Here is a 12373-nt window from a genome sequence, read left to right as displayed (position 1 = left end):
CCCCTCCCTTCACTCTCAGATCACCACCGCACCGGCAGCGCCGTGAGTCCGCACACTCGGCTGCCGGTCGACCAGGTCAGTTCGTCGATCGGTACGTCGAGTTGCAGATCGGGCAGTCGCCGGGCGAGGGCCTCGATCGCGACCTGGAGTTCGACGCGCGCGAGGTTGGCGCCGAGGCAGTAGTGGGGGCCGATACCGAAGGTCAGATGGCGGTTGTCCGTACGCGCCGGGTCGAAGGCCTCCGGGTCGGGGAAGCGCAGCGGATCGTGGTTGGCGGCCACGAACGGGGCGAGTACGCCCCGCCCCTCGCCGACGACCGCCCCCGACGGCAGCCTGACCTCCCGTTTCGCGACCCGGAGCAGCGCGCCGTGCCCGGGAATCTCCACCCGCAGGATCTCCTCCACGGTTCCGGCGACACGCTCGGGTCCGGCCCTCAACTCGGCCAGCGCTCCGGGGCGGCGCAGGAGGGCGAGGGTGCCACGGGAGATGACATTCGCGGTCGTCTCATGACCGGCGATGATCAACCCGCGCACCATATTGGCCAGTTCGCCGTCACCGAGCCGTTCCTCGTCCTCGTCGCGGGCTGCGATGAGCTCGTCGATGAGGTCGTTCCGGGCGGGCTCGCCCGGGGGATCGGTGCGCGAGCCACGCCGGTGGTCGGCGACGAGTCCGTCCACGTACGCGCTGAAGTCGCGGCCCGCGCGCAGCCGTTCCTCGGCGGATCCGGCGGTGAGGGACAGCAGTCGGTCGGACCACTCGCGGAACAGCGGACTGTCCTTCGGCGGCACTCCGAGCAGTCGACAAATCACCTCGACCGGCAACGGGAAGGCGAAGGCCGTACGCAGATCGGCGGGCGAACCCGCGTCGATCATGGCGTCCAGCAGACCGTCCGCGATCTCCGTGATCTGCGGCCGCCACTTCTCGGCGGCGCGCGGCGTGAAGGCGCCCTGGACGATACGGCGCAGCCGGGCGTGCTCCGGCGGATCCATGTTGACCAACGAGTTCGGGTCCTCACCGAAGTCGCCGGCGGCGAGCATGCGCGGGGCTCCGGGGTAGCGCAGGTTCCGCGAGAAGTGCGGGTTGGAGTGGACCTCGCGGATGTCGTCGAACCTGGTCACGAGCAGCACTGCGTCGCCGCTGGGAAGGGCCACGACACTGACCGGACTGTCCACCCGCCGTCGCGCGTACGCGGCAGGACAGCCACCGAACGCGCCGGGCGTGAAGGGGTACGTGCCGTTGTCCTCCGATGTGGCTGGGTCCATGGCGGCTGCGTCCATGGGTGCGCTCCTCTCGCGAGCGTTGAGGTACGGCCCGGATGCGCGTTGCCGAGTGCCCCTACGTTGCCCTGAGCACTCCCCGAGCATTTCTGACTGTGCATCAGAATGCGTATCAGAGCAGCGCTGCCCTCAAATCGCACGGCCTGCGGGGAGGTCAAGGGGCATACCGGCCACCCACCGGGCTGACCAGTACGCACCCTCACGCCGCCCGTACTCTCACCGCCCCGCGCTCTCGCCCCCGCCCATAGCCGGATGCCGTCTTGCTTCGCTGATGGCAGAACGGAACTTGCCCCTCGACCGCCCCTCCGCTCCTACTCTGAAGTGGTGAGCAGCGAAGTGGTGAGCAGCGAAGATCCGACCGAATCAGGCGCGCCCCGAGACGCCCATGCCACCCGCGCGGGCCGTGTCGTACGGGAGACGCATGACCGTCACACGGGTCAGGGCGGCGGCGAGGGGCACGGTGCCCGATCAGGCCGTGGCGTCGACGCCCCGCGCCGGGCAGCCGGTGCCCGGGTGATACCGCTGCGCCAACCCACCCAGTCGACGCCATCAGGTACAGGTGCGGGCGCGCACCACGCTCCGGCTCCGGCTCCGGGAAGCAGCCCAACGCCCGCTCCGGCCGGTACGCGGAATGCCGCCGGTACGCAAAGTCCCGCCGGTACGCCGACTCCGACCGCGCCCCCGGCCAAGGAACCCTTGTGGCGGGACATCGTCGGGGATGTGCTGCGCCGCGAACGGCAGGCCCAGGAGCGCACGTTGAAGGACGTGGCCGACGCCGCCCGCATCTCCATGCCGTACCTCTCCGAGCTGGAGCGTGGCCGCAAGGAAGCGTCCTCCGAGGTCATCGCGGCCGCGGCACGCGCGCTGGGCCTGAGCCTGACCGACCTGCTGTCCCGCGGCCAGACCGAGATCATCCGACTCTCGGGTGCCGCACCCCTCAACGCGACGTCCCTCCACTCGGCAGCGCTCAACCCTGTATCCCCCAACTCCGCATCCCTCAGCGCTGGTTCACTCCGCACCCGGCCCCTCAGTGCCGAGTCGCTCACTGCCAGGCCGGTCCGTACGGGGACTCTCACCGGGGCAGGTAGACGTCCGGGCTCCCGCCGCCTGGGCTCTCCCTCCAGCGCCCACCAGAGCCACCTGCGCCTGGCTGCCTGAGCGCAGTCCTCGATTCCCGGCGAGGGAGCACAGCGCCGCCCGACCCGTACGTGGTCCGCGTACGCAACAGCCCTACGGAAAGGGGGCGTTGCGTACGCAGCCACGAACAGTGGAGGCACGGGCGCCTCCTTAGGCCGCCCAGGAGCCACGCCACAGAGCCGAAGCCCGCGGAGCGCCGCTCAGACCGCTCCGCCGACACCGCCCACCTGTCGGCGCGTGAGTACCTCGTCCGCGAGGCCGTACGCCACGGCTTCCTGGGCCGTGAACACCTTGTCGCGGTCCATGTCCGTGCGCAGCGTCGCCACGTCGTGGCCGGTGTGCTGGGAGAGGACCTCCTCGATCTGGGCGCGGATCCGCAGCATCTCCTTGGCCTGCACGTGAAGGTCGGAGACCGTGCCGCGCTGGCCCCCGCTGGCGGGCTGGCCGAGCAGCACTCTGGAGTGGTCGAGGACGAAGCGTCGCCCCTTGTCGCCGCCCGCGAGCAGCACCGCGGCAGTGGAAGCCGCCTGCCCCACACAGAAGGTGGAGATGGGAGCGCCGATGAAGGTCATCGTGTCGTAGATCGCCATGAGTGAAGTGAACGATCCACCGGGCGAGTTGATGTAGATGGCGATCTCCTGGCCTGGGTTGGACGCCTCCAGGTGCAGGAGTTGTGCGATCACGACGTTGGCGACGCCGTCGTCGATCTCGGTGCCGAGGAAGATGATGCGCTCGGAGAGGAGCCGGCTGAAGACGTCGTAGGACCGCTCGCCCTGCGGGGTGCGCTCGACGACGTTCGGGATCGTGTACGAACCCATCTCAGAACCCCCTGCGCTGCTTGGCCGCGGCAGGCCGGACGTCACTCAGTGACGTCACCACGTGGTCGACCATGCCGTACTCCTTGGCCTGTTCGGCGGTGAACCAGCGGTCGCGGTCGCCGTCACGCGAGATGGTCTCCGGTGTCTGCCCGGTGTGCTCGGCGGTGATGCGCTCGATCGACCGCTTCAGGAACTCCAGGTTCTCCGCCTGGATCTCGATGTCGGCGACGGCACCCCCTATGCCCGCGGACGGCTGGTGCATCATGATCCGCGCGTTGGGCAGGGCATACCGCTTGCCGGCCGTACCGACCGAGACGAGGAACTGCCCCATGCTGGCGGCGAATCCCATGGCCAGGGTCGACACATCGTTGGGGATCAGCCGCATCGTGTCGTAGATGGCGAGGCCCGCGTGCACGGAACCGCCCGGACTGTTGATGTACAGGCTGATGTCGGTGCGCGGGTCCTCGGCGGAGAGCAGCAGCATCTGGGCGCAGACCCGGTTCGCGGAGACCTCGTCGACCTGGGTGCCCAGCACGATGATGCGCTGGCCGAGCAGTTGGGCGGCGAGGTGGTCGTCGAACCGCGTCGGTGCCGTGTCCCCCTCTTCGGCCCGCGGGCTCAGTTCCCGGCCCCAGCCGGTGACGAGCGAGCTTGCTGTCATCGGTCTTCCTCCAATGTCGTCGCTGGTGCGTCCCATGTCATCGCTGGTGCGCTGGAACGCTCTCCCTCCAATCTCGCCCCACGACCACCCCGACGAAAGCAATCTCTGCCCGCGGCAGATCTGCCCACAGCAGAGCGAATCCAGCAGTACGAATCCGGAAGGCGGGTACGCCTCCAGACAGATCACCGCCACGGCCAGAGCCACCGTCACCGTCACGGCCGGCGCCGCCACCGCCACCGCACGAGGCCCCGCCCGAACTCAACGCTCTACATTGCCTGTTGACGACCGAAACCCCATGACCGGAGAACCGCGCCACCGAAGGAGCAGCGTGACCCAGCAGCCCACCCCCGAGACCACTCCCGAAGAGGTCCGCGCCCGGATCAACACCTCGCAGCCGCACACCGCGCGGATCTGGAACTACTGGCTCGGCGGCAAGGACAACTACGAGGTCGACCGCGCGACCGGCGACCAGATCCGGCAGTTGCACCCGGGCATCGGTGACTACGCGCGTGCGGACCGCCGCTTCCTCAGTGCCGCCGTGCACCACCTGGTGAACGAGGTCGGGATCCGGCAGTTCCTGGACATAGGCACAGGTCTGCCGACCGCCGACAACACGCACGAGGTGGCCCAACGCCTCGCCCCGGAAAGCCGGGTGGTGTACGTCGACAACGACCCGTTGGTCCTCGCCCACGCACGCGCGTTGCTCACCAGTACGCCGGAGGGCAGGACCGACTACCTCGACGCGGACCTGCGCGACGTGGACACCATCCTCGAACATGCCGCCAGGACCCTGGACCTGAGCGAGCCGGTGGCGCTGGTGCTGCTCGGCGTGGTCATCTTCATCGAGGACGAGGCGGAGGCGCACAGGGTCGTACGCCGCATCATGGACGCCCTGCCGAGCGGCAGCCACCTGGTGCTCTCGCACACCGTCACCAGCCCGTCGATGCCGGACGTGGACGCGGCGGTGGCCTTCTGGAACGAGCACGGCACGCCGAAGCTGACGCAGCGTACGCCCGGTCAAATAGCCGGATTCTTCGCTGAGTTGGAGCTGCTCGGCCCCGGTGTGGTGTCGTGCAACCGCTGGCGGCCCGACTCCGCGGACGAGTCAGTGGAGGAGGTGGCGATGTTCGGCGGCGTCGCACGGAAGGGCTGAGCGCGCAGCGGTAACCGGAAACGGCCCGAACGTCCGCACATCGCTCCCTCGGATCGGCCGCCCATCAGCCCACCAGCCCATCCGGTGGCCCGATTTGAACCCGCCCGGTGGCAATGACCCGCGTCACCGGGCGGAGGGGGGCACCGTGATCGGTCGGGGGACGTGTCTTGCGTACGGCACGTGCTCTCTCTCCCACCCCAAGAGGCCTCACCGGGCACGTCCCGCCTGCACTTCTCCGCCCGTTCCACCGCCGCCACGTCCGGTGCGCTCGCCCTGGTGTGAGCACCGCTCACCGCGGCCGCCCTGACCCGTATCCGGAGGTCGACAACGACGACATCAAGTACCGCGACAACGGCCTCAACATCTACGTCGGCGACGACTTCCTGGTCCGCGGATCCGCGGCGGAGGCCGAAGACCGCGACGTCACGCTCGTCTGGCTACGGTTCGAGAAATTCCAGTGCTCGCGGGACGAAGAGGTCGTGGCGCTGGAAGATCCCGCCGTGTCCGGCATCGGGGTAGAGGGGTTCGAGTTCGCCTTGGGGCAGCCGGGCCGCCAGGTCGACCGAGTTCACGCTCGGGACCATACGATCGCTCTCGCCGTTGGCCACCAGGACCGGTTGGTGGATGCGCGACAGGTCGGCCGGTTCCTGGAGACCCCAGCGGCGGATGGCCTTCAGCTGGGCGCGGAACGACGAGACCGAGATGGCTTTGTCACGGTCGTCCGTGCGCTCCTTCAGCCGGTTCACGAAGGCCTGGGCCGCCCGGCGCCCGCCCGAGGTGCCGGTGAAGAACAGGTACTGCTTCGGGTCTTTGCGGGTCAGGACGGCCTTGAGGATGTCCTTGATGGTGACGGCGGTGACCTTGTCGATGCCGGGGCCTCCGGCCGGGCCCGTCCCCGCGAGGATGAGCTTGCGTACCAGGTCGGGTTCCTCTGCCGCGATGACCTGGGCGATGAAGCCGCCCATCGACAGACCGAGCAGGTCGACCTGGTCGTACCCGAGGGCTCGGATGAACAGCACGGCGTCGCGGGCCATCGCCTCGACGGTGTCGGGCGTGGAGCCGCTGGACGCGCCGACGCCGCGGTTGTCGAAGGTGATCACCGGGCGTCGGGCGGCGAGCCCGTCGACGACGCGTGGATCCCAGTTGTCCAGCACCGCAGCGAGGTGGTTCAGGAGGATCAGTGGTACGCCGTCGTCCGGGCCGAGCTGCCGGTAGGCGAAGGTCACGCCGCGCACGGACACGGAGCGGTTCGGTGTGTTCTTGTACGACGTCGGGGCGGGGGTGGGGGAACTGGACGGTGCGCTCATGGCTGAGTCCTGGGGTGGTGTGCGGGGAGTGGGGTGTGCGGGATGTTCCTCGCCGTCCGAGGAACTGGCGCCTGGGCTCGTTCCCGCCCTCACGTCATCGCGACGACGACTTTGCCGGCCTTTGCCCGTCCCTTCTCGACGTACTCCATGGCCTGAAGGGTTTCTCCGAACGGGAAGACACGGTCGACGACGGGGCGGATCTTCCCGGCGTCCACGAGGGGGGTGAGTTCGCGCAGTTGGTCGCCGCTGGCCTTCATGAACAGGAATGAGTACGTCACGCCGTGGCGCTTGGCGCTGCGCCGGGTCTTGAAGCTGAGCGCAGTCATGGCCAGGCGGAGGATCGGGTTCGCGTCGAGTTCACGGGCGAAGGCCGGGTCGGGCGGGCCCGCGACGGAGATGGCCGTGCCGCCGGGCTTGAGGATGCGCAGGGATTTGGCGAGGTTTTCGCCGCCGAGGCTGTCGAGGACGACGTCGTAGCCGTCGAGGAGGGTGGCGAAGTCCTGCGTGCGGTAGTCGATGACTTCGTCGGCGCCGAGCTCCTTGGCGAGGTCGACGTTGGCGGTGCTGACGGTGGTGGCCACGTGCGCGCCCAGCGCTCTGGCCAGCTGGACGGCGATGGAGCCGAGGCCGCCGGCGCCCGCGTGGATGAGGACCTTCTGGCCCGGCTGTACATCTGCCCGCTCGACCAGTGCCTGCCATGCGGTCAGGGCGACCAGCGGAAGGGAGGCGGCCTCGGTCATCGTGAGGCCGGCCGGCTTGGGTGCCAGGTCGTCCTGGTGGACAGCGAGGAGTTCGGCGAAGGTGCCGATGCGGTCCTTGTCGGGCCTGGCGTAGACCTCGTCGCCCACCGCGAAGCGGGTGACGGACGGGCCGACCCTGACGACCGTCCCGGCAAGGTCGTTGCCCAGGACGAGCGGGAGACGATAGGGCAGGAACGCCTTGAAGTCCCCGTTGCGCAGCCTGAGGTCCAGCGGGTTGACGCCCGCCGCGTGGATCTTGACCAGGACGTCGTCGGCGCCCACCTGCGGGTCGGGTATCTCAGCGGCGCGCATCCCGGCATGGTCACCGTACTTCTCGACCATGAAGGCCCTCATCGTCGTCTCCGTTCCGTTTCCCGTCCGCGAGAGGGCGGGGTCTCCATTCGTTCCGGGAGTCTTCCGGTACGAGATATTTTGTGTCGTTATGTCGACTGAAGCGCGGGCGCTGTCCTCAGCCACGTCCGAGCCACGTCCGCCCATCAGGCCGTCGGCACGACCGGGGCGGTGATCCGGTCGGCGGCGCCTCCCTGGAGGCGGTCCAGGGAGGCGGCGATCCCCTCGTGGGGCGCGCCGAGCGGCACCGAGCTGACCTCGGACAGCCGGGTGTACTGCTCATCGGTCAGCTGGACGTCGAGGACGCCGAGGTAGCTGTCGAGCTGGGAGAGGCTGCGCGGGCCGATGATCGGGACGAGCGTGGCCACGGAACGGGCGGCGCGCTCGCGCACCCAGGCCACCGCCACCTGGGCGGGCGTCACGCCACTTGCCTGGGCGATGTCCAGGACGGTGTCGACGACGGCGGTCTTCTGGCCGGTGCTCTCCGTGTGGATGACCGCCCCCAGGTCGCTGAGGCGCCCCTCGGTGCTGCGCCGGTACTTGCCGGTGAGCAGTCCGCCGCCGAGCGGCGACCACAGGGCGGCACCGAGCCCGAGGCTTTCGGCCATCGGCAGCAGCTCGCGGTCGGCGGTCCGCTCGACGAGGCTGTACTCGTGCTGGATGCCCACGATCGGGGCCCAGTTCTTCAGCTCGGCGAGGATCACGGCGCGCGAGACGCGCCAGGCGGGGAAGTTGGACAGCGCGGCGTGGTGGATCTTGCCGGAGCTCACCAGGTCGTCGAGTCCGCGCAGGACCTCTTCCATAGGGGCGAGTTCGTCGGGGAAGTGCACCCAGAGCAGGTCGATGTAGTCGGTGCCCAGGCGCTTCAGGCTTGCCTCCACCGAAGTGACCATGTTCTTGCGGCTGTTGCCCGTCCTGGAAACGCTCGGCTGCGGGGCGGCGCCGAGGGCGAACTTGGTGGCCAGGACGAAGTGGTCGCGGTCGGCGGAGATGAACCTCCCCGTCAGCTTTTCCGACTCGCCGAACTGGTAGGTGTCCGCGGTGTCGAGGAAGGTGCCGCCCGCTTCGGCGAACCGGTCGAAGATGCGACGGGCCTCGTCCGGCTCGGCGCCGGCGCCCCAGCCGGTGCCGAAGTTCGCCGTGCCGAGCGCGTACTCGGACACACGCAGCCCCGTCCGACGTCCGAAGGTCGTGTAACGCATCAGAGGTCCTTACGTAAGGGAAGGCAAGAAGGGGCAAGAAGGGGATGCGCCGCGGCCCAGGGAAGCCTCAGGCCGCATTCGGCTGCGGCGCGGCGGCCAGGCTCTGCTTGACCTGCTGGGTGAGTTCGTCGGCGAGGATCTCGGGCAGACCCGTCTCGATGCCGTGGAGGGCCTGGGCGGCGACGTCGGCGGCGGCGGTCTTCTGGTCGGCGGGGACGGCGGCGGCCATGTCGGTGTCCATGTAGCCGACGTGCAGCGCCGAGACGACGATGCCGCGAGGCGCCAACTCCTCGCGGGTCGCGCCGGTGAGCGCCCAGGCGGCGGCCTTGGAGGCGGCGTAGGAACCGAGACCGGCCGGGTGGTACCAGGACAGGACGGACAGGACATTGAGTACGGCACCGCCGCCGTTGCCCTCGATGACAGGGGCGAAGGCCCGCGTCGCGGCGAGCGGGCCGAAGAAGTTGGTCTCCATCTCCCGGCGCACCTCGTCCAGGTCGCCTCCGGCCAGCGTCGCTCCGGTGGAGATGCCCGCATTGTTGATCAGCAGCGTCGCGTCGGACGCGATACGCGCGGCCTCCTGTATCGACTCCTGGTCCGTGACGTCCAGGCGCAGCGGGGTGACGCCGGGCAGGTCGATCGCCTCCGGGCGGCGGACCGCCGCGTACACCTTCGCGCCGTGCTCCACGAGCTGGGCCGCCAAGTGCCGGCCGAGCCCCCGGTTGGCGCCGGTGACGACCGCGACCGCGTTCTTCAGTTCCATGCCTGCTCCTGGTCCTGGCGGGCGCCGTCGGCAACCCGCACGAATTAGATTACGTAACTAATCTAAGCACCGGGCTACGATAGATGCCAGTCGACATCCAACGGGAGGTGGCCATGGGCCGCGTATCGCAGGCGCAGGCGCAGGAAAATCGCAAGCGGGTGGTGGACACCGCATCCCGGCTGTTCCGGGAGCAGGGCACGCAGGTCAGCGTCGCCGACCTGATGAAGGCGGCCGGTCTGACCCATGGCGCGTTCTACAAGCAGTTCGCCTCCAAGGAGGCGCTCGTCGACGAGGCCACCGCCCACGCCTTCACCGAGCTCGCCCAGCGCCACACCACCGGACTTGCCCGGTACGAAGGGCAGCGCGACGCCGCCCAGGAGGCGCTGTTCGACGCCTACCTCTCCGTCGAGCACCGCGACGTCCCGGCGGACGGCTGCCCGGTCGCCGCGCTCGCCTCCGACATCGCACGCGAAGGCGGGGGGCGCGAGGCCCGTCGCGTCTACACCGAGGGGGTGGCCGACTTCGCCGACTTCCTCGCCACCGACGACCAGGACGGCATCGTCCGCCTCTGCACCCTGCTGGGCGCACTGGTCCTGGCACGGGCCACCAACGGCTCCCCGCTCTCCGAGGAGATCCTCGCCGCCGCGCACGCAGCTTTGACGGAAACCGCCTGATCAAAGGTGCGATAGGCGTGCACGTAGGCCGCGCTCGTGGGCCGCGCTCGTGGCCGCGCTCGTGGCCGCGCTCGTGGCCGCGCTCGTGGCCGCGCTCGTGGCCGCGCTCGTGGCCGCGCTTGTGGACGACGGGGCGTCCGCGGCCCAGCGGAGGGCGAGGGGAGCGGGCCACGACACCCGGCGGAGGGCGAGGGGAGCGGGCCACGACACCCGGCGCATCGCCTTACACCGGCGCCGGCTTGTATCGGTCAGCCCCCGGGCCGCACGCCTGAGAGGTGAACAACCGCGCAGCCGACGTCAGCGTGCCAACAGCACTGCGACCTGCCCCCGGATGTCGCGCATGATCTCGTCGACGCTCGCTGCGAGGTTCACACTCGCCGCCATCGCGAGGAACATCACGGCGGACACGATGCGCGCCATCGCCGCCGCATCTGCCTCGCCGACCCGCGCGCCCCGGCCAAGCACTGCGGCCACGACCTCCTCGGTCTGCCCGGTGATGGTGAGGGCCTCGCGGTGGTGGGGCTCGGCGGGATCGCCGAAGACCATCTCGCGCAGGTAGACGCGTCCGTTGTCGACCTGGGTCCGGTTGCATTCGACGACCGGCCGGACGATCGCCATCACGGCGTCCAGTGCGTCCGGGATGTTCTCGGCGTCCACCCGGCCTCGCTCGAGGGCTTCGGCGTAGAGGGAGTTCTGGACGAGCAGGAGCAGCTCGCCCTTGGTCCTGGCATAGAGGAAGAGCGTGCCGGTGCCGATGTCGGCCTTGTCGGCGATCTGCTGCGTGGTGACCTCGTCGATGCCGTGTTCGGCGAACAGCTCGCGGGCCGCGGCGGTGATGCGGTCGAGCTTGAGCTGCTTGTTCCGCTCGCGCCGACCTGCCGGCTGGGAAGCGCGTGGCATGCGGAGCACCTCTCGGGGAATTTTTTCTGACTGCACTCAGTTATGAGTGCAGTCGTTACTGATGGGATTCAGATACGACCTTCGGTCATCGTCCCACGACGGCGCCCGGTCCCCTGATCCCCAGCGGTGACGCCGGCGACCGATCCACTCTCGACATCGACATCAAGGACCACGCACCTCATGTCTTCCTCCCTCTGGCATCCCTTCAAGCTCGGCCGTGTCGAGCTCCCGCACCGCCTCGCCATGGCGCCGCTGACCCGCAGCAGGGCGAACGCCGACGGCACGCCCGGCCCACTGGCAGCCGCCTACTACGGTCAGCGCGCCTCCCTCGGGCTGATCATCACCGAGGGCACGCAGCCCTCGGCCGACGGACAGGGCTACCCGAACACGCCGGGCATCCACACTGCCGAGCAGATCGCGGGCTGGCGCGAGATCGCCGACGCCGTGCACGCGGGCGGCGGGGCACTGTTCATCCAGTTGATGCACGTCGGGCGCATGTCCCACCCGGACAACACCCCGCATCACCGCCAGCCGGTCGCCCCCTCCTCGATCTCCGCCGACCAGGAAATATTCACCGCGACCGGCCCGAAGAAGACGCCGGTCCCGCGTGAACTCAGCGTGCAGGACATCCAGACCACGATCGCGGACTTCCGGCACGCCGCCGCCTCCGCGATAGCCGCCGGCGCGGACGGGGTGGAGATCCACGGAGCGAACGGCTACCTGCTGCACCAGTTCCTCTCCCCGAACGCCAACCACCGCACCGACACCTACGGTGGCTCGGTCGAGAACCGATCCCGCCTCGTCGTCGAAGTCGCCCGCGCGGTGGCCGAGGAGATCGGCGCGGACCGGGTCGGCATCCGCCTGTCCCCCGCGATGCCGCTGGGCGGGATCAACGAGGGCGACACCGAGTCCGTCCGCGCCCAGTACCGCCACCTGGTGAACGAACTGGCGCCCCTGAACCTCGCCTACCTGCACGTCCATCACGTCGGCGACGACGAACTGCTGCGCTCCTTCCGCAAGGTGTGGCCGACCGCCCTGCTCGTGGTCCGCTACGGCCGCACCCGCGAGCAGATCGCCGACGACATCGACGCGGGCCTGGCCGACATCGCCCCGCTGGGCCGCTTCGCGCTCGCCAACCCCGACATCGTCGAGCGCCTGCGCACCACTGCCGCGCTCAACGAGATCGACCCGGCCACCCTGTACGGCGGCGGCGAGGCCGGATACACCGACTACCCGACCCTGGCCCACGCCTGACGCCACTGACGCCAGCGTCTGCGAGCCGTCCACCCACCGGACCGAGGCGGGTGGGCGGTTCGCCGTCCCGCCGTGCCGCGCCGCCCAACTGGGCAGAACTGTCGCCGCCGTCGAGAAGCAGTCAGTCCTGGGGAGGCAT

At 69.7% G+C, this 12373-nt stretch carries 11 protein-coding genes and 1 pseudogene; 4 read left to right on the top strand and 8 right to left on the bottom strand.

From position 1 onward, the window contains the following. Window positions 1-20 precede the first annotated feature (20 nt). Window positions 21-1277, bottom strand: coding sequence for a cytochrome P450 (locus GUY60_RS10945; protein WP_161696378.1), 1257 nt, complete (start codon window positions 1275-1277; stop codon window positions 21-23). Window positions 1278-1973: 696 nt separating this feature from the next. Here GUY60_RS10945 and GUY60_RS10940 point away from each other — a divergent pair. Beyond that, window positions 1974-2201 (top strand): annotated as a pseudogene (locus GUY60_RS10940) (helix-turn-helix domain-containing protein); the annotation flags it as partial. A gap of 413 nt (window positions 2202-2614) precedes the next feature. On the opposite strand, the gene GUY60_RS10935 reads toward GUY60_RS10940, so the two are convergent. Beyond that, window positions 2615-3232, bottom strand: coding sequence for a ClpP family protease (locus tag GUY60_RS10935; protein WP_161696377.1), 618 nt, complete (start codon window positions 3230-3232; stop codon window positions 2615-2617). A 1-nt stretch (window position 3233) separates the two neighbouring features. Beyond that, the gene (locus tag GUY60_RS10930; protein ID WP_161696376.1) at window positions 3234-3893 is read right to left on the bottom strand and encodes an ATP-dependent Clp protease proteolytic subunit; all 660 of its coding nucleotides are present in this window, start codon (window positions 3891-3893) and stop codon (window positions 3234-3236) included. A 328-nt stretch (window positions 3894-4221) separates the two neighbouring features. On the opposite strand from GUY60_RS10930, the gene GUY60_RS10925 reads away from it, so the two are divergent. After that, window positions 4222-5046, top strand: a complete 825-nt coding sequence (locus GUY60_RS10925) for an SAM-dependent methyltransferase (RefSeq protein WP_312866253.1) — start codon at window positions 4222-4224, stop codon at window positions 5044-5046. A 437-nt stretch (window positions 5047-5483) separates the two neighbouring features. Here GUY60_RS10925 and GUY60_RS10920 read toward each other — a convergent pair whose 3' ends face one another. The 4 genes from GUY60_RS10920 to GUY60_RS10905 form a co-directional block, all read right to left on the bottom strand. Beyond that, window positions 5484-6353 (bottom strand): alpha/beta fold hydrolase, encoded by an 870-nt coding sequence (locus GUY60_RS10920; RefSeq protein WP_161696374.1) that lies wholly within the window; start codon window positions 6351-6353, stop codon window positions 5484-5486. Window positions 6354-6442: 89 nt separating this feature from the next. After that, complete coding sequence (locus GUY60_RS10915) at window positions 6443-7447, bottom strand: NADP-dependent oxidoreductase (RefSeq protein ID WP_161696373.1); 1005 nt, start codon at window positions 7445-7447, stop codon at window positions 6443-6445. 143 nt (window positions 7448-7590) lie between these two features. Then, on the bottom strand, window positions 7591-8646 hold the full coding sequence (locus tag GUY60_RS10910) for an aldo/keto reductase (RefSeq protein WP_161696372.1): 1056 nt from the start codon (window positions 8644-8646) through the stop codon (window positions 7591-7593). Between the two features lie 67 nt (window positions 8647-8713). After that, window positions 8714-9406, bottom strand: a complete 693-nt coding sequence (locus GUY60_RS10905) for an SDR family oxidoreductase (RefSeq protein ID WP_161696371.1) — start codon at window positions 9404-9406, stop codon at window positions 8714-8716. A gap of 113 nt (window positions 9407-9519) precedes the next feature. Here GUY60_RS10905 and GUY60_RS10900 point away from each other — a divergent pair, with 113 nt between their 5' ends. Then, complete coding sequence (locus tag GUY60_RS10900) at window positions 9520-10080, top strand: TetR family transcriptional regulator (protein WP_161696382.1); 561 nt, start codon at window positions 9520-9522, stop codon at window positions 10078-10080. A 297-nt stretch (window positions 10081-10377) separates the two neighbouring features. Here GUY60_RS10900 and GUY60_RS10895 read toward each other — a convergent pair whose 3' ends face one another. Next, window positions 10378-10980, bottom strand: a complete 603-nt coding sequence (locus GUY60_RS10895; RefSeq protein WP_161696370.1) for a TetR/AcrR family transcriptional regulator — start codon at window positions 10978-10980, stop codon at window positions 10378-10380. A 180-nt stretch (window positions 10981-11160) separates the two neighbouring features. Here GUY60_RS10895 and GUY60_RS10890 point away from each other — a divergent pair, with 180 nt between their 5' ends. After that, a complete protein-coding gene (locus GUY60_RS10890) occupies window positions 11161-12234 on the top strand; it encodes an alkene reductase (protein ID WP_161696369.1) in 1074 nt (357 codons plus the stop codon). Window positions 12235-12373 lie beyond the last annotated feature (139 nt).

It is taken from the genome of Streptomyces boluensis, from assembly GCF_009908195.1.
GTDB lineage: Bacteria > Actinomycetota > Actinomycetes > Streptomycetales > Streptomycetaceae > Streptomyces > Streptomyces boluensis.
This window is presented reverse-complemented; position numbering and strand designations above follow the sequence as displayed.

Coding starts and splice junctions, on each gene's coding strand:
- GUY60_RS10930 (WP_161696376.1), bottom strand. CDS start 3,893: ATGACAGCAAGCTCGCTCGTCACCGGCTGGGGCCGGGAACTGAGCCCG.
- GUY60_RS10935 (WP_161696377.1), bottom strand. CDS start 3,232: ATGGGTTCGTACACGATCCCGAACGTCGTCGAGCGCACCCCGCAGGGC.
- GUY60_RS10900 (WP_161696382.1), top strand. CDS start 9,520: ATGGGCCGCGTATCGCAGGCGCAGGCGCAGGAAAATCGCAAGCGGGTG.
- GUY60_RS10910 (WP_161696372.1), bottom strand. CDS start 8,646: ATGCGTTACACGACCTTCGGACGTCGGACGGGGCTGCGTGTGTCCGAG.
- GUY60_RS10915 (WP_161696373.1), bottom strand. CDS start 7,447: ATGAGGGCCTTCATGGTCGAGAAGTACGGTGACCATGCCGGGATGCGC.
- GUY60_RS10895 (WP_161696370.1), bottom strand. CDS start 10,980: ATGCCACGCGCTTCCCAGCCGGCAGGTCGGCGCGAGCGGAACAAGCAG.
- GUY60_RS10945 (WP_161696378.1), bottom strand. CDS start 1,277: ATGGACGCAGCCGCCATGGACCCAGCCACATCGGAGGACAACGGCACG.
- GUY60_RS10905 (WP_161696371.1), bottom strand. CDS start 9,406: ATGGAACTGAAGAACGCGGTCGCGGTCGTCACCGGCGCCAACCGGGGG.
- GUY60_RS10920 (WP_161696374.1), bottom strand. CDS start 6,353: ATGAGCGCACCGTCCAGTTCCCCCACCCCCGCCCCGACGTCGTACAAG.
- GUY60_RS10890 (WP_161696369.1), top strand. CDS start 11,161: ATGTCTTCCTCCCTCTGGCATCCCTTCAAGCTCGGCCGTGTCGAGCTC.